A 22616-nucleotide genomic window follows, 5' to 3' on the forward strand; every position below is an offset into this window, starting at 1 on the left:
CCATGCGCTGGTCTGACCTGATCTCGAGCGCTCTCGGTAGTCTTCGGCAGCGCTTATTCCGTACTTCGCTGACGGTGCTCGGCGTCTTCATCGGCACCGCGTCCGTGGTAATAATGATGTCGCTTGGCGTCGGGATGACGAAGTCGATGACCGAAAGCATGGAGAACGACGCGGCGATGACGCAGTTGACCGTCACCGGCAGCGGCGACGACTTCGCAAACAGCGAATTCGGCATCGGTTCGTCCGCCAAAAGCAAAGACAAGAAGATGAACGCGGCGACCATGAAAGAGCTGTCCGCGATCGATGGGGTTAAGTCCGTCGCGCCGATTTATCAGGTTGATGCCGACGCGATTGTCAACGGCAAGAAGGGCTACATCACGCTGCGGGGCATGACGCAGGAGAGTCTGCAGAAGGCTGGCGTCGATATGGCCGAGGGCAGGCTACCTGAACCGGCAGACCCACTCGGCTTGGCCCTGGGTGGCATGGTCGACTACAACTTTTCTGAGGTTGGCTTCGGATCGAGCAACGTCGAAAAAATTGACTGGCTGAATTCACAAATCTTTCTGAGCTTCAACCAGGAGAACTCCGGGCCAACAATCCAGGATTCAACCGGCGCGCAGCAGGCTACCATCGCCAGCTCTGGACAGCATCGGTTCTTAGCTAAAGCGACAGGCGTCATAGAGACCTCAAACAACTGGCAGATCGATCAGAGCGCGCTCGTCGACATCAACCAGCTCATCAACACCTTGCGCAAGGCCATGCCTGGGCGCGCGCTTCCAGGCCAGCCTGCCACGCAGGACGGCAAGCCCAGGGGCAACGACTTCATCTATTCGGAGTTGGTAGTCACTGCCGTCGATGCCAAGACTGCGGAGGAACTGACCACGCAGCTGCGTGAGGACGGCTACCAGGTGCAGTCGAACATCGAGTTGATGAAGCAGATGCAGAGCATAGGACGAGTAGTGCAGGCAGTTTTCGGCGGCATCGGCGCAGTCTCGCTGCTGGTGGCCGCCATCGGCATCGCCAATACAATGCTGATGTCCGTCTACGAGCGCACCCGCCAGATCGGCATCATGAAGGTGCTCGGCGCTTCTTTGAAGGACATCCGTAACCTTTTCCTGGTCGAATCGGCGATAATCGGCTTCTTCGGCGGAATAATCGGGCTGTTGTTCAGCCTGTTGGTTTCGTGGATGTTGAACACCACGCTCGGGGCGGCAGCCGGTCCCGAGCCGACGAAGATTTCGATCATTCCGCTCTGGCTGACCATTTCGTCAATCTTGTTCTCCACCGGAATCGGTACTCTCGCGGGCCTGATCCCCGCTCAGCGAGCAATGAAGTTGAGCCCGCTGGCCGCGATCAGGTCGGAATAGCTAAATATCGTTGATGTCCTCGTAGCTCTTCGGGTCTCCGATGGGCTCCAGGTGGGCCTGAACGCGCAGGTCGGGCACCTGCTCGACGAGTTCGTCGATGAGGTTTTCCACGTAGTCGTGCCCCTGCTTGACGCTCCACTCCCCCGGCACCAAGACGTGGACGTTCATGAACCTGCGATTGCCCGCCTCGCGGGTGCGCACCGCATGGAAGTCGGTTTTGTCCTTCTTGCGACGATTCTCAAGGACACTCTCCAGATTTTTGACCACTTCTTCGGGCAGCGCGATGTCCATTAGCCCGTCAATTGCGGTCTTGATGATCTGAATGCCCATGAAGATGATGTTGAAGCCCGCCAGCAGAGCGACGATGGCGTCGAGGATCGCCATCTTGAAAATCACGACCAGGCCAACACCGAGAAGGACTGCGATAGAGGTTAGGACGTCCGTGAATAGATGTTTGGAATCGGCCAGCAAAGTCGCCGAGCGATGCTTCTTGCCGCTTCGATAGAGGATCAGGGCAACAGCCCCGTTGACGACTCCGGCCAGAGCGTTGATTAACAGACCGATGCCGAGCTGTTCGGGCATCACGGGGTTGAACATTCTCATGATCGCCGAGCCGATGATGAATACGGCGGCGACGAAGATCATCACTCCTTCGAGCGCAGCAGAAAAGTATTCGGCTTTCGAATGTCCGAAGGGGTGATCATCGTCTGCGGGACGAATCGCGATCCGCAGCGTGATCAGCGCGATTACTGCAGCGACTAAGTTGACCAGGGATTCGGCAGCGTCCGAGAGCAGACCAACAGAGTTCGTCAGCATCGCAGCGGTTAGTTTTAAGACGATGGTTGTTAGGGCTGCCGCGATCGACAACCATGCGAATTTCGTCAGATCTTCTGGCTTTGCGTATCTGTTGCTACTCGGGGCGTTCACACCTATCAATGTTCGACGAATGGCAGACGCAATTCAACCTGGGTGAAAATGAGAATTAAAAAGAAGAGCAATGGTGGTGGCCAGGGGCGGGGTCGAACCGCCGACCTTTCACTTTTCAGGCGAACGCTGCTACCAGCTGAGCTACCTGGCCTAACCGCCAGCGGCTTAACCACCAGCAACTGCGTATTTCTACGCGCGATCGTCAAAAACGACCGCTAAGCGACCCCGATGGGACTTGAACCCACGACCTCCGCCGTGACAGGGCGGCGCGCTAACCAACTGCGCTACGGGGCCATGTTTCTTAACAGACCCTCTAATAGGTTCATCTGTTTAAACAAGACCAGATGAACTTAGCCGATCTTTCAAGAAAAATCAAAATCGGATTTTAACCGGTTTTAATTTCGACCTATTGAATTTTCCAGTTCGCTTCAAGAGCGGCTCTCAGCTTAGCGGGTTTCACCCGATTCGCCAATTTGGCTCTTTTGCGTCGTATCCCCGAGCGGATTCGAACCGCCGTTGCCGCCTTGAAAGGGCGGTGTCCTAGGCCCCTAGACGACGGGGACGCAGTAGCTCATATTAACCGATAAGTTTTCCAAGCTCAATCTGAACATAAAGAGACGGTTGCCACCGTCTTCCCCGAGCTCAAAGCTCACGTTGGCAACCGTCTTCACATAAGGCTATTCACTCAGCCGCTTGACTTCTACCCAATAACAAATAATTATTCCCTGAACAGCATCTGACAAGGCACTTTAGCCGCATTTATGACTAAAACTGTCCTTCAGAGTTTTTAAAAATGAGTAATTTACTCAGCTCTTCGGAAGCCAACCACCCTCGCAGCTAAGCAAACTATTAATTTTTTGGAGCAACCGCCAGATTTGCCTTATCCCTGACTCGTCTTGCCGGAACGGAAAGGCATACATGCACGACGATCATCACAATAAATACGATTCCACTAGCACCATGAAAACGCATTAACAAGCTGCGATCCATTGAGCTAAAAAATGTGTTTAGCCCCAAAAAGTCTGACCTTGCGCCGCTCAAAAAGGCGAATACAAACACCACTGGAATCAGCGCCCATGAAAGCACGCAATACGTGGTGTATATTGCCACTTCTCGCTTCGTGGCTATATTTTTCAACACAGAAACTCTAAACCCAAAAGGTTTACGCCTGTCCCTTGGCACAAACATCTTCACCACAAGAGCTTCAACTGCACCTACTACAAGACCTATCATCAACAGCCATGAGGCAACCTTGTGCACTAAAAATACTGCTGCGCCCGCGTTTGAAACTATGAGCATTATGACGGAAGTCACTACCAGAGCCACAAACCCTACGATTGCAACCATGTGAACAATAAAAAATGGGTAGGGCTTATTTTGGTAATACTCTTCTAAGTACGTCACAGAAACACCTAAACCCTAATCATCAAGCGGTTCGTATGCACGCTTACCTTGAGTGCGATGATATGCAGAACACCAAGGGCAGAGCTTATCGTCAGAGAGCTTAACAGCCTGATACCAAAAACCCTTCTGCTTTTTCCGAGCTGCCTTACATCCTGGGCAAAGATTCAAACAGAAGTTAGTGCGACGCTCATCAATTTTCTTTTGACGCTCTTGTTTTTCAATGTTTTCAGACATCCCACTTCCTTAACTTAAAGAACAATTTAGGTCAGCCTACACTAATAAATTGCTTAATTTCGCTGAAAACAAACACGGCACGAGGTCTTGATTTGCTACTAGCAAAAAATTTTGGTCATCGCTGTCCTATTTGGCCTGGTACGCAAAGCCGCCTTAAAAAATTCAGCAAGACCACGGAGAAACGAGCAGATTAACAACCACGAACGAGTAATTTTCTCGCCACCCCACTGCGAGGCAGTAGGTTAATTTCAAGTCGCGTCTAAATGCCGATAACTGCTTTAGCAATTAAGAAGTAAATGATCAGGCCGGAGGCGTCCACCAACGTCGAGATGAACGGGTTCGCGAAGACAGCTGGGTCGATGCCCAGTTTCCTGGCCACCAGTGGCATCGAGCCGCCGACCGTGGCGGCCAACGTGCAGACAGAAAGCAGCGTCAAGCCGATCACGACTCCGATCTGCAGGTCGTAGAAAATCGACGTCACGACGAAGCCGAGTAGGCCGAGCAGAAGCCCCAGGAACGCGCCGACGCGGATCTCCCTGGTTATCACCTTCCAGACGTCTCCCTTCCGCACGTCCCCCAGAGCGATTGCACGCGTAACCGTCGTCGCGGCCTGGTTTCCGGTGTTTCCGCCGGTACCAATTAACAACGGCACGAATACAGACAGAACGACCATCTGAGCAATCGTCGCCTCGAACGCTTCCAGGACGTGGATAGTGAGCGTTCCACCGATTGCCAAAACAAGCAACCAGACCACCCTGGCCTTAACCAGTTCAAAAATGGGAGTCGCCAGGTAGGGGCGGCTCAACGGTTCCGAGCCCGAGATACGAGCTTGGTCCTCGCTGGTTTCTTCCTCGAGAATATCTAGCGCATCCTCGATTGACAGCACGCCAACCAAACGATTTTCCTGATCCACGATCGGCAGCGCCAGGCGGTGCCGATTCGCACAACGGCGCGCAACTTCCTCAGCGTCTTCGGTAGCCAAACCCTTGTCCGCGGTCTTCATGATCTCGCCGATTTGTGTGTCAGGTTCGACGCGCATCAAGTCCCTGAGTGAGAACACGCCCAAAAGCTCACGACCCTCCCCGACCACCGGAATCGTATAGACGGTTTCGACGTCGTCCAAAACCATACGAATCCTCTTCATTGCGTCGCCAGCTAATTCATTTGGCTTAAATGAGACGAATTCGGGGTTCATTCGCCGTCCGATGGATTCCTCGGGGTAACCAAGGATGATGCCGGTCAAATCGCGTTCTGCAGGGGACAGGCCCTCGATCAAACGAGTGGCAACTTTCGCGGGCAGCTCATCGAGTAACTCGGCACGGTCATGCGGATCCATCGACTCCACAACGGCCTTTACTTCTTCGTCCTGCAGGGCCTTCACCAAGTCCGCCTGCAAAGCGGGGTCGAGCAGCTCGAAGACAGTTACCGCGACGTCTTTTGGCAGAGTCCGATAGATGAGCGCTCGATCGTAGAAGTTTGATCGCTCCATCACGGCAGCAGCCTGCCGCGGCGTCGCTGACGAGAGGATGCGTCTGACTAGATTCAGATTCTCCTTCTGCAAAGCCCTACGGACGCGGCTTTCCAGACTGTCGATATTTTTTAAGTACATGGCAAACCCTCCTGCTTTGCGAACCAAACCAACCGGCTCAAGTTAACCATAAAAAGCCCGCGCTCACGCCAAACAGCTAGACCGCAGAGGGCAGCACCCATGAATGTGAGGGCACAACGTCGTCCTTAGCGATAACCAGCGTTTCGACCGGCGAGTAAGGAGTGCGGAACACACTTCTTAATATCAAGAATTTCTCCGCCGGTTAGGAAGAGGTGCGTCGTGCGCACGCACTTCTACCAAAAGACGACGAGCTGCGCGAGCAGTTCGGGTGCTCGATCTTTCGCTGCGATATCTTCCAGCTCTATATTCGATCGGCTGATCAGCTAGTTAGCGCCCTGCCATACGGTGTCGAAAGGCGTGTTGGCGCTGACCCTGGCGTTTATTCCGCGGGTGACGAACTTCTTCGCGTTACCGACGGCGGTCTTGATGTCCGCACCCTTCGCGAGCTCAGCGGTGATGGCCGCCGCAATAGTGCAGCCAGCGCCAGAAACACGCTGATTGCCAACCTTGGGCGCGCTGAAACGGGTGATTTCCTTGCCGTCCCAAAGCACATCGATGGCTTCGTCGCCCGGCAGCTCCACTCCGCCCTTTGCGACGACGTAAGGTACGCTCTCGCCGATTCGCTTCGCGGCCTCTTCAAGATCCTCAACAGTGTTGATCTCGGCCATACCTGACAGCGCCTTCGACTCGAAGACGTTCGGCGTGACGACGCTAGCCAACGGCAGGACCTTCTCACGCAGCGCGTTATCGGTGTCGAGGGCTGCGCCCGGTTCCTGCCCCTTACAGATCAGCACGGGATCGACCACGAGATTCTTCCACTCGCGCTGGGCCAGGCCCTGAGCAACCGCGTCAATGGTCTCGGGGGTGCCGAGCATGCCAACCTTGGCGGTGTTCATGACGTCGGCGTCGAAGCAAGCCAGCGCAACCTCGATCTGCTCTTCGATTATTTGCCTCGGCACCGGGTGGAAGCGGTGACCCCAATTGTTCTTGGGGTCGAAGGCGACGATGCAGGACAGCGTGCCCACGCCGTAAACACCCAGCTGCTGATAGGTCTTCAGATCGACCTGGAAACCGGCGCCGCCGGTGGCCTCGGAACCTGCAATGACGTATGCGACGGGTGGTGTAGGCATGTTACTCCTTGGAAGCTATCTATATATTGTGTTGACCCGATTTTAACCCCTAGCTTTTAATCAGCCGACAACAAGCCTGGCGAGAGCAGTGTCCAAAAAATTTTCCTAGACATTTTCTGGCTATGTCACCACATCAACAAATACCTTCATTTTTTGTCAGTGGCAGCAAATAACCTCTTGCTTATGCAGGAGGAATACACATCACTAATCAGGGATAATAACTGCCACAAACGCAAATTCGAGAGCAGGAATCAGGCACGTAAGAGTCAAAAGACGCTACCAGGTGAATCGCTACACACATATAAATGCTCTCTTTGCAATAAATATCACCTAGGTCATATCCCCAAGAAAGTAAAGACCGGAGAAGTTGCCTCATACAATTTTTATTCTTGGAATGAGGAATACAGGCCGCATAACTCAACAAAGCGCGTACCAAAGTGCATCTTAGAATTTATTTCTCAGCTGGAAGCGAGTGGAGAAATTGACGAATTAGGGCTACTCATCGCGAATATAATCGCGTCTCACTACCGGTTAAATGATATTTCGCCGACCTGGCGGGAGGTTTTCTCAAAACTTCCTGATAACGTCCAAGCACAGCTCTTCACTCCTTCAAGCGAGTGGACAGGCAGCAAATACTACTGGTGCGAATGTGTAAAGAAGACAGTGATGGAAAAATTGCGGGCTCGCCGCTGGGTTAAATTCGACGGAACTGAGAAATCATTGCAGTGTGGAAGAAAAGCGTGGGGAGATTAAGGAACTGCGATCACAGGTATCGGCGGAAACACAGTCAGTTAAAGCCTCTGGCTAAGCCAAGAGTTTCGTGGGTCAGACAGAAGATTCAATTGATGAATTGTTAAAGTTATCATCCAATGAGTCACGTAGCCCACAAGCACGGGAACGAAATCGGGCTATCAGTCAAAGAGCTCTCCAAGTTGATGCAGCAAGCAGCCACATTTGCCGATCTAGTCGCCAACCACCCAAAGTGAGACAATGTAGTGAACCGCTACAAGTAATTAGACGGCAAAGTCTATGCCCTAGGCTATACAGAGCGTGAAAACAACAATATTAAGGTCAATAGTTTCTTTGCTCCAGCACCCGACAGCCCTATATTGAAAATACGGACACGCCGTCAGACCTAGGAGAGCTAGCGACAGCATGGCTTGAAGCTGCCTGCGCAGTCGCCACCGAGGAAGATGTGGACTATATAGAGGGCACAATTGCTTGTGAGGACTGACTCATGGCAATCAACATGTGCAAGAAGCTATTCGAGCTTGTTGGCCGCCCACTACCTGACATGAAAGTAACCCACACGACATAACTTTCAACCGCCCGATCCGAATCCAACGCCTAACGGCTTGGGTTTTCTTGCACCCAAAACACTTACCTGCCCTCCGTACTAGAGTCAGGCGGGTTTATTTATGCACACGGTAGAACTGTTAGCGCAAAACATTCACGAAACTGAAGACCCATGAACACCCCGGAAACGCGTCAGAAACCAGCGGCAAGCCAGAAAAGTACTTCCGCCCCTTCCAATGGGCGGCGCTAGTAGACCACACACTGTTTGATGCAAGCCAGATTTCGGGTGCAGCGGGTATGAATCGGCCTGAGTTTTTGAGAGTGGCGTGTTACGCGGCGTGACGGCCTGCGTAGTTTTCTCGTTGGTAGTTGGTGTAGTGCTCGGTCGGCGGGATATGCCCGAGCGAGGAATGCAACCGCTGGTGATTATACCAGCAGACCCATCCGGCTGTGGAGCGTTCCACCTCACCCCAGTCCGTCCACGTCCCGGCCTCGACATCAATGAGCTCAGACTTGTACAGCCCCCGATCGTTGACTCCATCAGGCCGTTGTTGTAGGCGTCGCCGACGGTGCCGATAGACCCGTCCATCTGGTGGACGGCCAGCAGCCGGCGCAGATCTGTGGAGGTGTACTGTGAGCCCGCATCCGAGTGATGGATAACCCCGGCTGATTCAAAGTACGGGTCTTGGCGCCGGCGTAGCGCCAGTGACTATCGCAGCGCACGGATGACCAAAGATTTCGTGGCTCGGGTGTCTACGACATACGCCAGGATCTCACGGGTGAACACGTCGGTGACAAAAGCCACGTAGCTGAAACCGCAGCTGGTGTGCACATACGTGAAATCCGCGACTCACACTGATCGGGGCGCTGAGCCTGCGACCAGGCGCGTTGAATACGATCTGGGAAACGCTGCGCGGTGGAATCAGCAACGGTGGTGCGTGTGGTCTTGCATCGGAGTACACCCGCGATTCCAAGGATCTTCATCAAGCGTTGCACCTGGTCACGGCCGATGTTCCAGCCTGCCCGGTGGGCGGCTTTCCATAGTTTGCGTCGCCCGTAGACCCGCCGATTAGCCCGCCACAGCTCAAAGAGCCGGTGCGCGTCATACGCCTCGTCCAGCTCGGCAGGGGTGGGCCCGAAACCACGGGCCTGGAAGCGGTAGAACGTTGCTGGTGAAATAGCGTATTCATGCTCGTTGAGCACGCGGCACATCCGCTCGATGGAATACAGGTGCCGGTGAGTGCGGAGGAAGTCCACGATCACTTCAGTTTGCGGTCGAGCTCCGCCTGAGCGAAAAAAGCTGAGGCCAGTTTCAGGATCTCGTTGGCTTCTTTGAGCCGGGCATTTTCTTTGCGCAGGGTGATAAGTTCCGCGTCTTTCTCGGCGTCGGATTGCTCGACGGCCACGACTGCCTTTTTCTCTTCTGCGCGTACCCAGTTGCGGATAGTGGATGTTTTGATGCCGATGACAGCTTCGACAGCGCGTAGTGCGGCTGCCTTGGATTCGGCGCCGTCAGCGAGCTCCTCGAAGTACAGGCGCACCGCCCGCTGGCGGGTCTCCTGGTCGTAGGGGCTGATAGCCATGATGTTCCTCCTGCGTTACATCATGCCCTCTCACCAACCCAGGCCGGTTTAAATCGTTTAGCGTCAATTAAGAAGCTAACTACAAGCCCCGTAGGCTTGTTCGGCCAGAATCTTTGTGGGCCACGTATTTTACGGCCATCGAACGCTTCGAGAACGGAGCTTCACTGTCACGGTTTCCCCATCCCTCACCCGTCACTTTACGGTTTTGACGCATTACAGCCTTGTGACTACGCAAAAGATATCCGGGGAGATTCCTAAAAAAATAACGAGGTGCCTCTATACCCGCACGTATGATAAAATGATATGGTGCGCGGGCAATGACTTAATGCGAATGCACACAAGATGGGTGTGGGCAGTCGCAGTCGCCTTGAGGAGAAATAAACATGAGTTTCGCTTCCAGTGGTTCAAATAAACAACGAAGCCGAAAGAAATCTCTAAACCTATTAGCACCAATCCTGGCGGTATTGATGCTGTGCGGGGTGACCCCAGCAGCCCTAAGCCACGCGAACCCAAACGAGGCCAGTCCGCAGTCCACCAATACGGCGACATCTCCGAGCGTTACACCGTCTAGCGCTCAGGCAACAACCGGCTCGTCTGCTAGCTCGGCTCCTAGCAACTCGACGTCTAGCACCCCATCGGCTTCTCCGTCCGCTGTCCAAAGCAGCGACCCGTCTGCTACCCCAACGCCGGTTCCTCTTCAGAGCATGGATATAACCCATCTTCTCGCCAAAAATCCACAACTATTTTTAGACGGCGAAAAGCTGGCTGCCGGCGAAAACGGATATTCCGTACACACGAACACTCCTTATCAACTTCAACTGCATTTCGCTGAGAAGCCGGACGCCACGAACGGTCAAATGCCGAGCGGCATAGATTTGTTCTACAAGTTCCCGGCAGGGCTTCAGGCTTACGCTAACCAAAAGGGTACTTTTACTATCGAGACCAGCGAAGGCCCAGTAGAAGGCAACACATTCGAGGTTAAAAACAACGAGCTGCACGTAAAGCTGGCCAATCACTCTGCCCTGACAGCCTCACAACAAGCCGAGTTTTATGCGTCGGTTGACGTTAAGTTCGCTGCTGACGCTACCGATATTCCGCTATCGCCTGACGTCACTTTGAAAGTAACTATCTCTAATGACCCGAACCTAACCATCACCAAGACAGCAAGCCATGATTTCGCCGCTGGCAAGGTGTTTTACACGCTCGTCGTGAAATCGATTGACACTAACGAAAACGTCGAGATAGCTGACCAAATCACGGGTGAAGACAGTGTGCTGACCTTAGATACCGACCCCAAGAGCATTAAGGTCACATCAAACAACAAGAAAGCACCGAAACCGGGCGTGCCTGTCTTTGAAAATAATGGTTTCAAGCTGATCATCCCGAAGATGACGCACAACGAGCAGGTGACTGTCACCTATTCAGCTTTCGTCGATTACTCCAAGATTGATCCAGCGGTTGGCGGAACCATCAAACAAACGAAGAATGATGCGAAAGTCGTTTCCGATCAGATTCCAGCTCCTAAAGAGACCACCAATAACTTAGAGAGCAAGCTGAAGATTGGCACTATCACTAAGGGTGCCGGCGCAGCTCAAGAGACGGCGCCCAAGTCTGGAATCTACGAGCAGCCCTGGACGCTGAACGTCAACAAGTACTCGAAGCTGAACGTGGCGGGCAATACCGTTAAGGACTCTATACCTCAAGAGTTCCAGAGCATCATGAAGTATTCGGGTGACGGTATAAGAATCGTAGTTAATAAGGGCAAACAGGACGAGGACGGAAACCCTATTGAGGAAACCCGTGAAATCGCCTGGGAAAACCTTAACGCCAACGAGCACGAGTGGTCGTACATGCTGCCCGAAACCGACCCGGCAAACTCTAGCTACGAAATCACCTACACCACCCAGGTCGATGTCACTAAGCAGATTGTGCCCTCCTCGGTGAAGAATGAGGCGTCCAATAAGAATGTCATCACCCCAGAGGGCCCGGACGAGAAGGTGACCGCCCCCAGCAATAGCCTCAACCCGCCGCACATTTTTAATGTCGAAAAGAAAGCGCTTAAGGCAAATAAGGACGAGGTCACCTGGGAGGTCGCCGTCAATGTGGTGCCTCAAGGCTATAAGTCCTTAGTACTGACGGACACTCTTCCCGCAGCTAAGAGTGGCGATAGATCTTTCCAAGACAAGCTGAAAGATACCAACATCACGGTTGAGGGCTTGCTCGACGGCGAAAGCTACACTTTCGCGAAGAACACCGAAAAGCCTGACAGCGGCTTTAGCGTCACATTCTTCCAGGATGCGGAAAAGAACGTGCCTGGCCTAAAGCAAAACACCAAGCTAGATGAACAAGGCAACCCCATCGAGCGTCAGGTCACGGTAACTTTCACCACCACTAATGACCAGGAATGGGTAAAAGCTTACCGCGCAGGTGACGAGATCCTTTACCGTCACATTAATAAGGTGAAAGCCACTGCTAATGGCATTGACCGCACTGCTACAGCAGCCGCCACCCCCGACCCGGAGGGTATCCACAAAACCTTCGGTGGAATAACCTATAGAGAAATCGACGGGGTTAACTACCCGGTATTCAACTATCGACTGCGCTTAGAGGGTCTAGATAAATACCAAGGTGAGGCTTTCAAGATAACTGACAAGTTTGACGCCACGCAGTTGAAGCTGGTTGATGACCCGAAGCCCAATGTGTCAGGCAAGCAGACCCTAAAAATTGAGCAGCAGAATGGCGAGATTACTTTCGAGATGAAGACCGCCGATTTGCCTAAGGATTCATCCGGCAATTTACTCTCGGTTTATTACCTGGATTACTCACTGATTCCAACTAGCCGGGAGGCTCTGGACGCTATCAACACGAACCCAGCGGGTCTACAGGTAAGCAACACTGCCACTTGGGGGCCAGTGACCACCAAGGCAGTAGACGCGGACTACGTTTACGAGCCACTAACGAAAGAGATTGCTGAAAAGCCGACGCTAAGCAATAACTACACGGCTACATTCCGCATCGTTGTGAACTCTGGCGGTTTGGATATTGGTGAGGGTCTCGTCCTTAAAGACGATATGACGAATCTTCGTCTGAAACCAGAAACTTTGACGATGACCCCAGACGATTTCCAGTACCGTCCGGTTTATAAAGACGGCTCACTGACAATGAATATCCCGAATAAGCAAAAAGTCGAGATTACTTATCAGGCGAAAGTCATTGGCGAAGACCTTGTGAACTACAGCAATAAGGTGAGCGTCGGCTCGGAAGAAGCCAAGTCCGAGGGTTCCGTCGCGGTGAGAATTGGTGCTATTGGTTCAGCCGTGAACCCGGGAATCACAATTCACAAACATGACGCCAGTGATTTGACTACGCAACTAGCCGGCGCCAAGTTCGAGCTTTACCGCATTGTTGACGGCGAAGCTCAGCCGGTAGTTGGCAAGCTCACCGAAGATCAAGCCGAGGCTGCACCGTTACGCTTCACCACCGATGAGAACGGCGAAGTCACCATCAAAGGCCACAAGGAAAACCTCGACTGGTCGCTGCTGGTTAGTGATGAGGCAAACACCTACGTCTATCAGTTACGCGAGGTGAAAGCGCCTGAGGGTTACGAACTGTTGCCTGAGCCACTGACTTTCTCAATCACCAAGACACCCACCCAAGATAACGAGGTTTACGACGGCGAAGTGCTTTACTTCCCGAACACCCCGAAGGAAGATGAGCCTAGCCCCGCGCCCAGCGCTACCCCCGGTAAGAACGGCAAACGTTTGCCGAAGACCGGAACCGCTGGCGCGGTGGGTATCGCGGTTGCGGTCGCGGGTATCGGTTTGGGCGCGGCCTTTATATCGCGTCGCCGCTAGCTACCATTGAACAAAGAGCGCTACTGATTTAAGAAAAGTAAATTGCGACGAGCGTACGCGACATTGGCCCCGAGCCTTATAGTTTTGACCTTGAGACCGAAACTCGGGAAAACAAGAATTATCGGACGACCGCTTGGACGGGTAAATACCTACAGGTAACACTGATGTCTATCCCCGTTGGCTCCTCGATTGGCCTAGAGGTTCACCCTGACAATGACCAATTCCTGCGTCTGGACGCGGGCAAAGGCAAGGCCGTAATGGGTGACTCCAAGGACAACCTGACTTTCGAGCAGGAAGTCTCTGACGGTTGGGTAGTTTCGGTGCCTGCCGGCAAGTGGCACGACATCATTAACACTGGCGATGAGCCAATGCAGGTTTACGCCGTATACTCGCCGTCCCACCATGCTAAGGGAATCATCCAGGCAACCGCCGAGCAGGCTGAAAAGGACGAAGAATCCGGCAAGGACGTCCCACCTGAGTGGACGGTGCAGCTCGGCAAATAATCAAGCCAACAACTAACTATCAGCGAATCAGTACTCGCGTGTTGACACGACAGTAACTAACTATCTGCAAACCTTTGAGCGGTGCGCGACATCAACCACCAACACAACTAGCACCTCGTCGTCAATGAGGCACTGAAGCGTCCCAGGCTTTGTCCCTAGGTTTTTGATTTTTTTGAGAGGATTGTTTTATGCCTAGGAAGTATTCGCAAGAGTTTCGCAATCGTGCTGTCGGGTTGGTCTTTGACCGGCTTCGGGATGATCCTGGTGTTTCGAGAGCAGCGATTATTAGTGATACCGGGTTAAAGCTCGGTGTAAGTCGTGGATCATTGCGTCGCTGGGTCGTTTAAGCCGAGATAGGCCAGGGACAAAGACCCGGACTTAGCCGGGAAGAGTCTGCCGAAATAAGGCGTTTGCGTAAGGAAAACGCGGAGCTTAAACGCACTAACGAGATTTTGAAGCTCGCATCGGTTTTTTTCGCGAAAGAACTCGACCACCCCGGGATGAAATGATTGCGTTTATCGATCAGTATCGTGATTGTTTCTCGGTCGAGTTCATTTGCCGGGTTATGAACGAACACACCGTTTGGGTGGCTTTATTACTCCGTGTGGTTACCGGGCGGCAAAGTCAAGAAAAGTGTGTGCCAGGCGATTGAGAAATGCCGTGCTAGTAGAGGAAATCGTGAAGTTTTCGATGATAACTTCCGGGTCTACGGGATTCGTAAAATCTGGCGTGCTATGCGCCGGGCTGGTTGGGATATCGGGCGGGAACAAACTGGCAGACTGATGCGTCTTGCCGGGATTTATGGGGCGCGTAGGGGACGCAGACCAGTTACTACCCCGTCCTTCTAAAGTCCCTGATACGCGCCCGGATCTCGTTAATCGCCAGTTTAGCGCAGGTAGGCCTAACAGGTTGTGGGTAGCAGATATTACCTATGTTCGTACTCTGTCTGGTTTTGTTTATACCGCGTTCGTAACCGATGTGTATTCTCGAAAAATTGTGGGCTGGGCTACCCGGTCATCAATGAAAACCGAGCTACTGCCCCTGCAAGCTCTCGAGCAGGCCATAGCCCTAGCAAAAGACAATCTTGCAGGTCTGGTGCATCATTGCGATCACGGTAGCCAGTACACCTCCATTACCTATAACAACAAACTTACTGATTACGGGATAAAACCTTCTACAGGGACCGTGGGAGACTCCTACGATAACGCCCTGGCAGAGACCGTAAATGGTTTATATAAGAGCGAACTGATCTATTCGCAAACCTGGGAAACCCTGTCCGAGGTCGAGTTCGCCACCATGAACTGGGTTTACTGGTGGAACAATATCCGCCTTCACGAATCCCTGGACTATTCCACACCCGAGGAGGTGATAACCCGATACAATCAAACCCACGCTAAACAACTAGCACCCACATAAGAAGCGGAACAAAACCCGGGACGCTTCAATCTATTAGATCCGCCCTGCGGAACCGCATACTTTTTAGCGACTCGCACACTTTTTAGCGGATAGACATACCTTTTGGCGCTTGCTTCTCTGAACCTTCCGTCAACCTAGGAATCTGGCTAACTGAGCCATGCCGGCGACACCTCAGACAGTTAGACGGTAAAGCCACCAACGCGCGCAACCCAGCCCTGACAAGGCAAAACACCAGATTTCGCAACACGAAAATAGGACGCTCACTTTGTATCAAAATGAGCGTCATAGTGGAGACAAAGACGTCGGATTTGATAACTGTTACGTGAGAACGAGAACCTTCCGCTGAGTAGGAGGTTTTTGTTTTCAAGATCAATTCGGCAAGTTTTGTGGGCCTCATTACCCCATCACGGGTAATTTTCTTCTTTCGGATTCCGAAGCACGTTTTGGCTAGCGGGGGCGATTCTTGCCTTCCGCCAGCTAGTTCAACACTAGGGGGTTCGGACAATGTCAACGAGTTATCTGTCTTCACGTCTTCTTGAATTCAGCTTATCCGTCGGAATCAGGAATGTCATGATCGGCCTTTTTGGCTCTTGATTCAAGCCCTTTAATGGTTTCCAGATAGTCCTTCTCGACCTGTGACGGTGTCTGTACCTGATATTTACGGTACTCAGCAGTTGCCTTGTCAATCGCTTTCTGGTGGCTGACTTTTCCTGCCCCTTGAAGCTGCTGTTGCCCAGTTGCTGCCAGGATATTGTCAAGATGCTCGACGTAGTCACTCATGTACATCGGATGGTGATTCATAGCCTGCACTTCAGCAAAATCGAAGTAACCAGAAACTAGACGATTTAGCACCTTTAATTCGTCTTCCGTCAAATAGTTCTTGGCCACCTTGGTCTCTGCAAGAGTAGGCTGATTGCCCTTGAAAGTCGTTAAACCCATGAAAGGTTTGGCAGCATCGGCTCGGCTATAAATGATTTCCGCCGCTGTGTGCCCGTGGGTAGCGTAATGCAACTTGTTCTGAACCATCTTGAAAAAAGCGACCGATTCCGCGCTCTTCGGGTCATAGTCAACACTAGTTGCGTATAGATCCAGCACTTGTCGGTACATCACTTTCTCCGACGAACGGATATCGCGGATCCGCTCGAGAAGCTCGTACCAATACGATCCACCACCAAGGTTCTTAAGTCGCTCATCATCTAGGGTGAAGCCCTTGATGAGGTACTCTTTCAGTCTCTCGGTTGCCCAACGTCTAAATTGCGTAGCAGTCTTGGATTTAACCCGATATCCCAGGGAAATAATCATGTCTAGGTTGTAGTGAGGCAGCGTCCTCGCCACGTTGCGGCTACCCTCACGGCGAACCTGTCGGAAATCCCGACAGGTTGCCTCCTCATCAAGTTCACCCTCAGCGTAGATGTTTCCAATGTGCTCGACAATGTTAGACCTTGAACTTTGAAAAAGCTCCGCCATCTGCTGCTGCGTAAGCCAAACCGTCTCACCCTCAAGTCGGACCTCGATACGTACAGTGTTCTCTGGGCTCTGGTAGATCAACATCTGTCTATTGGGCTCGTCAGTTCGACTATTGTCTTCTGTGGCCATGACGCTCCCTTCCGCACGAGTGATAAGATCGACCACTAGGCAATTTGCAGTAGCTGGTCAGCAACCGAATCGCAGCGCATTTACCAATAATTGTAGTTTACGAGCCACGGTGTTTTGAGAGACGACAGATCAGGTGGTTTATATCAATTTTTCAACGTGCAATTGGAATTGTCCGAGCGCTGAATATTTCAGCTATTTGATTAGGGCTGGAGAAAAGAGCGGCGTAACTGCGGTTCTGTGGCTACCAAACAACGAGTCAGCTAGAATCAATGAAAGCGGCGTGCTTGACGCCAGTCGTGTTTTTAGCATCAAGGGGTTATGTTCCGATGACTTTGTGATCTCTACTCAGCCCAGCTGAGACGCTACCTATCTACCGTTGCGTCCTGGAGATCATTATGTCTGCAATCAACCTCGATAATATTTCTTTTTCTTACTCATCTGTACCGCTGTTAGATCACATCAGTTTGCATGTCGGTGACGGCGAACGCGCCTGCCTGATCGGGCCCAACGGGTGTGGCAAAACCACGCTGCTTCGCATCGCATCAGGCGACCTAATGCCGGAGACAGGAACAGTCAAATTCGACGGTGTGGAGCCCGAGCTTTTCCGCGTTCCGGTTATTGAAGAATCCAACAGAACGGTCGAAGACTATCTCGATTCTGCACTTAGTTCGCTGCGAACTATTGCTACCCAGTTTTATGCTGCCTCTACCCGACTGGAGAGCGATTTTGCTCCTGGTGAGGTGAGCCGGGAATATGACCGATTGCTTGCCCAAATGACAAGCCTCGACATTTGGACGCTAGATGCTCGGGTCGCTGAGGTTATGGACGGAATCGGTCTAGGGCTATTCATGGGGTCAACGCGTAGTCTGGGCACACTGTCTCCTGGCCAACTCGCTCGCCTTGAACTGGCAGCCACTGTCATCATGAAACCTAAAGCGTTGATTTTAGATGAGCCCACCAACCATCTCGACGGCGAAGCAATCGGCTTCCTTGCAAAAACAATCACTAGCTGGAACGGCCCGGTGCTGATGAGCAGCCATGATCGGGCTTTCATCGAAGACACCGCAACGGTTATTTACGACATGGACACGCAGGTGTGGGATGCGCTGGCTAAAGCTGACGGAAGCGCCAAAGTAAAAGGCCTTTATCGGTGCGTGGGAAACTATTCCAACTATTTATCCGAGAAATCAGAAGCCCAACGCAAATACGCCGATATACATGCACTTCAACAAGCCGAAAAACGTAAGTTACGAAAACACAAGCAGGAAGCCAGAAAGATTGCCTCTGGCGGCGTGCGGCTAGCCAAAGCTGAGGGGAAAGCAAAGAAGTTTTTTGCAGACCGTGCAGCCGCTACGGCTGAACGCAGGATGCGTAACGACGACAAGCGATTACAAGTCTTAGTCGACCAAGAGGTGCGCAAACCTCGTAACTATGACTTGTCGTTCCAGTTTGAACAACCATCAGATCGCGCAGGTATTGCGGTATCCGCCAGGCAAGCAACGGTAAAGCAACGGCTTGCAGCTGTCAATTTCGATCTTGCTTACGGCGAGCACTTGCTTGTCACCGGCCCAAACGGATCTGGGAAAAGTACGTTATTGAACTGGATTTACACCGCACAGCCACCTGTGGAGGCTGAGACAAGCGGGACGATCACGCGCGCCAAACCGGTCATCCTGGTTCCCCAGCGACTACCCAAAGAAAACGACCCTGGTCTTACCACCGATGCCTGGTTCAACGGAATCGGCGAAGCTGGCAAAGGCATCTTGCACCCGTCAATGTGGTTCACGCCCATCTCAGAGCTGTCGGCAGGTAACCAACGACGGGCACAAATCGCAGTGTCGTTTGCCTCGACCCCTGCCATCCTCATCATCGACGAACCAACTAACTACCTCGATCTAGCCTCCATGGAAGCCCTTGAGGAAGCATTAACAAAATGGACGGGCACATTGATCATCGCCAGCCACGACCGGTGGCTCATCAATCACTGGCAAGACAGAAGAATCTGTATCCGCTAACGCGGTCGATTTTTCACACCCCCTTGGGGCGTACTCACTAACGCAAACGCCGACTTATCAAATCCGACGTGAAAGTGGAGCCCCCTGTCAGACTCGAACTGACGACCTTCGCTTTACAAGAGCGGTGCTCTACCAACTGAGCTAAGGAGGCAAACGCATTCGCGAGGTTTAATTCTCGCTTAAAACCGCCGTCAGATCAAGATGACTTGCGGCAGCGCGTCTGTCCAACCCCACTTTCAAAAGATGGCAGGGTACGACCATCAGAAATTGTCGGTGTCCCCGAGTAGCATTTAATGGGTAAGCAATGCCGCACTCAGATAGAGGTTGTTGAGATGTTCAATTGGCTGGGAAGAAGCGTAATCCGCCGCCCGATAACGGTCATAGTGTCTTGGCTGCTGCTGGCCGTGCTCGGCCTGCTTGGCACCTTCTGGGGCTTTGGCCAAGGCGGCCTTTTCGACCGCATGGCAACCACCCAGGTGCTGACTCCCGGCTCCGAGTCTGAGAAAGTCAATCACCTAACTTCGGGCGAAGACAGCCAACAGGCAATCACTTACGTCATAAGTGGGATAGACCTCAAAAATGATCTCCCGGGCCTCGTCGAAGTCATGGCTACCCAACGCGAAAAGATTGCCGACATCGACGGCGTGGCAGAGGTGAAGGATCCCCTAGTCGTTCCAGAGAAACCCGCTCAGCCTCAAACACCGCAACTACCTGCGGGTGTTGACCCAAGTCAGCTAGACCCGTCCCAGCTGCCAGCCGGCGTCGATCCTTCCCAGCTGCCTGCCGGCGTCGACCCGAGCCAGTTGGATCCGTCGCAGCTTCCCGAGGGCACGGTCATACCCGGCATGCCAGACCTGCACTCCCCTGAGAACCAAGCCCTGCTCAGCAAAAAAGGCGACGGTTTCGTCGTCGCAATCACACTCGAGAAAGGCCTCAGCGACGACGCGGCCGAGAAGGCCGATTCGCAAGTGATCTCGTACAGCGACGACCTGCAGTCGGCGCTCCAAGAAAAGGCTCCTGAAGCGAAAGTCCAGGTAGTCGCGCAGAGCGAGATCGAGTCCACGATCATGGGACAGGTCCAATCAGATCTGGTTAAGGGAGAATCTATCGGCCTGCCTGTGGCGCTAATTCTGCTCGTCGTCATTTTCGGTGGCCTGGTAGCCGCGGGTCTGCCGCTCGTCGGTGCGCTCACAGCCATCGGCATCGGCATGGGCATCGTGTGGGCGCTGACGTTCAGCATGGACATCTCCAGCTTCATCCTGAACGTTGTCTCGCTGATCGGCCTGGCGCTGTCCATCGACTACGGCCTGCTGGTGGTCAGCCGGTACCGGGAAGAAATAGCCGAGGAACTCGAGAAGGCGGGATACCCCAGCGACGGCACCACCCTGCCGGAACGCTCGGTGGTTAACGACCTGGTCAAAAAGGCAACATTCACTACGGTCAAGACCGCCGGACGCACAGTCTTCTTCTCCGCAATGACAATCGCCTTCTCAATCGCCGGCCTGCTAGTGTTCAGCTCCAACATTCTGCGGACCATCGGCATCAGCGGCATCGTCGTCACACTGTTCGCAGTTTTCACGGCGATCACCATGGTGCCGGCAATAATCGTTCTGCTCGGAAACCGCTTGGTGAGGCCGTCCATGGTTTCAAAGTTTCCTGGCATCAAACAGCTCATCAAGCTGTTCGGCGACAGCTCGAGCGACCACGGCGCGTTCAGCAAGCTGGCTGAGTTCGTTCACAAGTGGCCGATTCCTATCCTCATCATTGTCGTAGCAATTTTGAGCCTAATGGCCTCCCCCATCGGCGACCTGCGCATGCGCTCGTCGTTCATGGAATATCTGCCAGAAGATTCCGCCTCAAGGATTGCCTACCAAACCATGAACGATAACTACCCGGCCCTCGCCACGCCCGAAATAGAAGTGGTCGTTGAGGCAGCCCCCGAGGACCCGGCGGTTCAGACGGTCAGCGATCAGATCACCAATCGCTACCCCGAGGTTAGCTACATCGTTCCGTCCGCCATCAATGACTCCGACATGACCAAGCTGGCCGTGCACTTAGACGTCGACGACCCCGTCGGCGATCGCGTAGTTGACATCGTCAAGGACATGAGGAATACCGACTTCGAGGATCCCGTGTTAATTGGCGGCGGAGCAGCGATGCAGACGGACTTCGTCGACTCCCTGGGCGATCGAGCGCTATGGGCCGGCCTGATCGTCGTCGCTGCTGTAATGATCCTCCTGTTCCTGATGACGGGCTCCGTGATCGTGCCGCTCAAGGCTCTGATCGTTAACTCGTTCTCGCTCGTCGCATCGCTTGGCGCAACCGTATGGATCTTCCACGGCGGGCACTTCGGAATGCCACAAGTCAATGGTCTAGAGACGTATATCGTGGCGGTGATGATCGCATTCGGCTTCGGCCTGGCGATGGACTACGAAGTGTTCCTGATCGCCCGGATCAAGGAGTACTGGGACGCCGGCTTCGACAACGACACGGCGGTGGAACGCGGCCTGCAGCGCTCCGGGCGAATAATCACGTCCGCTGCGGCCATCATCGTCGCTGTATTCCTCGGCTTCGTCGCGGGCGACATGTTGGCCATCAAGCAGATTGGTGTCGCGCTTGCCATAACGGTCATCGCTGACGCCACGCTGGTGCGGCTGCTGCTGGTGCCAGCCACCATGACCATCATAGGCAAGTGGAACTGGTGGGCGCCGAAACCGCTGCGCAAGCTGCACGAGAGGTTCCACATCGACCACTAATAGTTGCAGAAGCAAACCGCCTGGTCGCGTAGTCGTCTAGGCGGTTTCCTTTGCCTTCTTAGAACCGCGTCGAAAGGCCAAGAATACGATGCCTACCACCAGTGCGATGGCGACGTAGTTAGCCAATTTGCCGTACCACTTCAGGACGGCTACGGCCGGTTCGCCAACCAGTAGACCGAAACCGAAATACGCCAATAGCCAGATCCCAGCTGCGAAAAAATCGAGGATCATGAACTTCTTCCAGTTCATTCCACTGGCGCCGGCCAACACGAAAACCACCGGCATGATTGGCAGCGGAATGGGCACGTATGCGACGAACATGCCGAGCCATCCCAGCTTTTGGGCCCAGCGCTCGGCGCGCGCGTAGTTCTTTCGTGAGCGTTCGGACTGCCCGGCCCAAACCTCGATCATGCCCCGGCCCCAAAGCTTGCCTGCCCACCAGTAGACCCAGTCGAGCTTGATGGACATCAGTGTGCCGAGCAGGATAGGCCAGACCCAGGGCTGGCTGCCGCCAGTGCTTACGACGGAACCGAGAGCGGCCGTGCCGGAGCGGCTACCCATCAAGGCCACCAGCCAAGGCAACCTATCCGGTGACCCGAGCAGCCATGCCCGCAACGGCAGCATGCAAAGCGAAAAAATACCCAGAAAGGCAATCCAACCCATGCAAGCCCAGTCAGACCTGGACGGCTTATACCGCCAAGGCAGCGACGGGTCGTCCCACCATTCGCGTTCTGGTTCGGCACCCTCGACGATTTCTGCCGAGGTTGCCTCGCGCTGTTCAGTGCCGGCATCGTCAACCCGGATTTCGAAAGCCTCACGAGTTATCTCATCGGGGTCCTCCGGGGCTTGGTACTCGATAGCCTCGTCGGCGGCACGCTTGGGTTTTTCTTCGCTCACGCGCAAAACTCTACCCAGAGCAGTCGTGC

At 53.4% G+C, this 22616-nt stretch carries 17 protein-coding genes, 4 tRNA genes and 1 pseudogene; 7 read left to right on the forward strand and 15 right to left on the reverse strand.

Features of this window, described 5'->3' with window-relative positions:
* The first annotated feature begins 2 nt into the window (after window positions 1-2).
* On the forward strand, window positions 3-1367 hold the full coding sequence (locus HMPREF1255_RS05060; RefSeq protein ID WP_024111085.1) for an ABC transporter permease: 1365 nt from the start codon (window positions 3-5) through the stop codon (window positions 1365-1367).
* Here HMPREF1255_RS05060 and HMPREF1255_RS05065 read toward each other — a convergent pair whose 3' ends face one another.
* The 8 genes from HMPREF1255_RS05065 to HMPREF1255_RS05095 all read right to left on the reverse strand — a co-directional run bounded on the left by HMPREF1255_RS05065 (window position 1368) and on the right by HMPREF1255_RS05095 (window position 6671).
* Window positions 1368-2294, reverse strand: a complete 927-nt coding sequence (locus HMPREF1255_RS05065) for a cation diffusion facilitator family transporter (protein ID WP_024111018.1) — start codon at window positions 2292-2294, stop codon at window positions 1368-1370.
* 74 nt (window positions 2295-2368) lie between these two features.
* Window positions 2369-2445 (reverse strand) — tRNA-Phe (locus HMPREF1255_RS05070).
* 69 nt (window positions 2446-2514) lie between these two features.
* A tRNA-Asp gene (locus HMPREF1255_RS05075) sits at window positions 2515-2588 on the reverse strand.
* A gap of 196 nt (window positions 2589-2784) precedes the next feature.
* Window positions 2785-2857, reverse strand: a tRNA-Glu gene (locus HMPREF1255_RS05080).
* 286 nt (window positions 2858-3143) lie between these two features.
* Window positions 3144-3698, reverse strand: a complete 555-nt coding sequence (locus HMPREF1255_RS05085) for a hypothetical protein (protein WP_024111098.1) — start codon at window positions 3696-3698, stop codon at window positions 3144-3146.
* 15 nt (window positions 3699-3713) lie between these two features.
* Window positions 3714-3932, reverse strand: coding sequence for a hypothetical protein (locus HMPREF1255_RS09605; protein WP_024111145.1), 219 nt, complete (start codon window positions 3930-3932; stop codon window positions 3714-3716).
* Between the two features lie 259 nt (window positions 3933-4191).
* Window positions 4192-5541, reverse strand: coding sequence for a magnesium transporter (gene mgtE, locus HMPREF1255_RS05090; protein WP_024111020.1), 1350 nt, complete (start codon window positions 5539-5541; stop codon window positions 4192-4194).
* A 323-nt stretch (window positions 5542-5864) separates the two neighbouring features.
* On the reverse strand, window positions 5865-6671 hold the full coding sequence (locus HMPREF1255_RS05095) for a hydroxymethylpyrimidine/phosphomethylpyrimidine kinase (RefSeq protein WP_016455294.1): 807 nt from the start codon (window positions 6669-6671) through the stop codon (window positions 5865-5867).
* Between the two features lie 159 nt (window positions 6672-6830).
* On the opposite strand from HMPREF1255_RS05095, the gene HMPREF1255_RS05100 reads away from it, so the two are divergent.
* Window positions 6831-7424 carry a hypothetical protein gene (locus tag HMPREF1255_RS05100; protein ID WP_155938258.1) on the forward strand — a complete coding sequence of 198 codons (594 nt, stop codon included), beginning with the start codon at window positions 6831-6833 and terminating at the stop codon, window positions 7422-7424.
* Window positions 7425-8296: 872 nt separating this feature from the next.
* Here HMPREF1255_RS05100 and HMPREF1255_RS10180 read toward each other — a convergent pair.
* The 4 genes from HMPREF1255_RS10180 to HMPREF1255_RS10195 are packed head-to-tail and all read right to left on the reverse strand — an operon-like array spanning window position 8297 to window position 9550.
* Window positions 8297-8638, reverse strand: a complete 342-nt coding sequence (locus HMPREF1255_RS10180) for an integrase core domain-containing protein (RefSeq protein ID WP_369793284.1) — start codon at window positions 8636-8638, stop codon at window positions 8297-8299.
* A 38-nt stretch (window positions 8639-8676) separates the two neighbouring features.
* Window positions 8677-8754, reverse strand: coding sequence for a hypothetical protein (locus HMPREF1255_RS10185; protein WP_369793285.1), 78 nt, complete (start codon window positions 8752-8754; stop codon window positions 8677-8679).
* A complete protein-coding gene (locus tag HMPREF1255_RS10190) occupies window positions 8721-9224 on the reverse strand; it encodes an IS3 family transposase (RefSeq protein ID WP_369793286.1) in 504 nt (167 codons plus the stop codon). Before HMPREF1255_RS10190 ends, HMPREF1255_RS10185 begins: the two co-directional genes overlap by 34 nt.
* A 2-nt stretch (window positions 9225-9226) precedes the next feature.
* Window positions 9227-9550, reverse strand: coding sequence for an IS3 family transposase (locus tag HMPREF1255_RS10195; protein WP_024110995.1), 324 nt, complete (start codon window positions 9548-9550; stop codon window positions 9227-9229).
* A 383-nt stretch (window positions 9551-9933) separates the two neighbouring features.
* Here HMPREF1255_RS10195 and HMPREF1255_RS05120 point away from each other — a divergent pair, with 383 nt between their 5' ends.
* The 3 genes and pseudogenes from HMPREF1255_RS05120 to HMPREF1255_RS09820 all read left to right on the forward strand — a co-directional run bounded on the left by HMPREF1255_RS05120 (window position 9934) and on the right by HMPREF1255_RS09820 (window position 15323).
* The gene (locus HMPREF1255_RS05120; protein WP_024111056.1) at window positions 9934-13404 is read left to right on the forward strand and encodes a SpaA isopeptide-forming pilin-related protein; all 3471 of its coding nucleotides are present in this window, start codon (window positions 9934-9936) and stop codon (window positions 13402-13404) included.
* A gap of 41 nt (window positions 13405-13445) precedes the next feature.
* Window positions 13446-13907, forward strand: a complete 462-nt coding sequence (locus HMPREF1255_RS05125) for a cupin domain-containing protein (protein WP_036917194.1) — start codon at window positions 13446-13448, stop codon at window positions 13905-13907.
* A 188-nt stretch (window positions 13908-14095) separates the two neighbouring features.
* A pseudogene (locus HMPREF1255_RS09820) lies at window positions 14096-15323 on the forward strand (IS3 family transposase).
* A 546-nt stretch (window positions 15324-15869) separates the two neighbouring features.
* On the opposite strand, the gene HMPREF1255_RS05145 reads toward HMPREF1255_RS09820, so the two are convergent.
* Complete coding sequence (locus HMPREF1255_RS05145; protein ID WP_016455286.1) at window positions 15870-16919, reverse strand: virulence RhuM family protein; 1050 nt, start codon at window positions 16917-16919, stop codon at window positions 15870-15872.
* Between the two features lie 395 nt (window positions 16920-17314).
* On the opposite strand from HMPREF1255_RS05145, the gene HMPREF1255_RS05150 reads away from it, so the two are divergent.
* Window positions 17315-18934 (forward strand): ABC-F family ATP-binding cassette domain-containing protein, encoded by a 1620-nt coding sequence (locus HMPREF1255_RS05150; RefSeq protein ID WP_024111175.1) that lies wholly within the window; start codon window positions 17315-17317, stop codon window positions 18932-18934.
* Window positions 18935-19009: 75 nt separating this feature from the next.
* On the opposite strand, the gene HMPREF1255_RS05155 is transcribed toward HMPREF1255_RS05150, so the two are convergent.
* A tRNA-Thr gene (locus HMPREF1255_RS05155) sits at window positions 19010-19085 on the reverse strand.
* A gap of 142 nt (window positions 19086-19227) precedes the next feature.
* On the opposite strand from HMPREF1255_RS05155, the gene HMPREF1255_RS05160 reads away from it, so the two are divergent.
* The gene (locus tag HMPREF1255_RS05160) at window positions 19228-21690 is read left to right on the forward strand and encodes an MMPL family transporter (protein WP_051394995.1); all 2463 of its coding nucleotides are present in this window, start codon (window positions 19228-19230) and stop codon (window positions 21688-21690) included.
* A gap of 36 nt (window positions 21691-21726) precedes the next feature.
* On the opposite strand, the gene HMPREF1255_RS05165 is transcribed toward HMPREF1255_RS05160, so the two are convergent.
* Window positions 21727-22587, reverse strand: coding sequence for a DedA family protein (locus HMPREF1255_RS05165; protein WP_024111039.1), 861 nt, complete (start codon window positions 22585-22587; stop codon window positions 21727-21729).
* Window positions 22588-22616: the final 29 nt, after the last annotated feature.

The sequence above is a fragment of the Propionimicrobium sp. BV2F7 genome (genome assembly GCF_000510445.1).
GTDB lineage: Bacteria > Actinomycetota > Actinomycetes > Propionibacteriales > Propionibacteriaceae > Propionimicrobium > Propionimicrobium lymphophilum.

What these genes read in the sequence shown, in the direction of transcription:
- HMPREF1255_RS05060 (WP_024111085.1), top strand. Translation starts at nt 3, where the DNA reads ATGCGCTGGTCTGACCTGATCTCGAGCGCTCTCGGTAGTCTTCGGCAG.
- HMPREF1255_RS09605 (WP_024111145.1), bottom strand. Translation starts at nt 3,932, where the DNA reads ATGTCTGAAAACATTGAAAAACAAGAGCGTCAAAAGAAAATTGATGAG.
- mgtE (WP_024111020.1), bottom strand. Translation starts at nt 5,541, where the DNA reads ATGTACTTAAAAAATATCGACAGTCTGGAAAGCCGCGTCCGTAGGGCT.
- HMPREF1255_RS05095 (WP_016455294.1), bottom strand. Translation starts at nt 6,671, where the DNA reads ATGCCTACACCACCCGTCGCATACGTCATTGCAGGTTCCGAGGCCACC.
- HMPREF1255_RS10195 (WP_024110995.1), bottom strand. Translation starts at nt 9,550, where the DNA reads ATGGCTATCAGCCCCTACGACCAGGAGACCCGCCAGCGGGCGGTGCGC.
- HMPREF1255_RS05120 (WP_024111056.1), top strand. Translation starts at nt 9,934, where the DNA reads ATGAGTTTCGCTTCCAGTGGTTCAAATAAACAACGAAGCCGAAAGAAA.
- HMPREF1255_RS05145 (WP_016455286.1), bottom strand. Translation starts at nt 16,919, where the DNA reads ATGGCCACAGAAGACAATAGTCGAACTGACGAGCCCAATAGACAGATG.
- HMPREF1255_RS05150 (WP_024111175.1), top strand. Translation starts at nt 17,315, where the DNA reads ATGTCTGCAATCAACCTCGATAATATTTCTTTTTCTTACTCATCTGTA.
- HMPREF1255_RS05160 (WP_051394995.1), top strand. Translation starts at nt 19,228, where the DNA reads ATGGGTAAGCAATGCCGCACTCAGATAGAGGTTGTTGAGATGTTCAAT.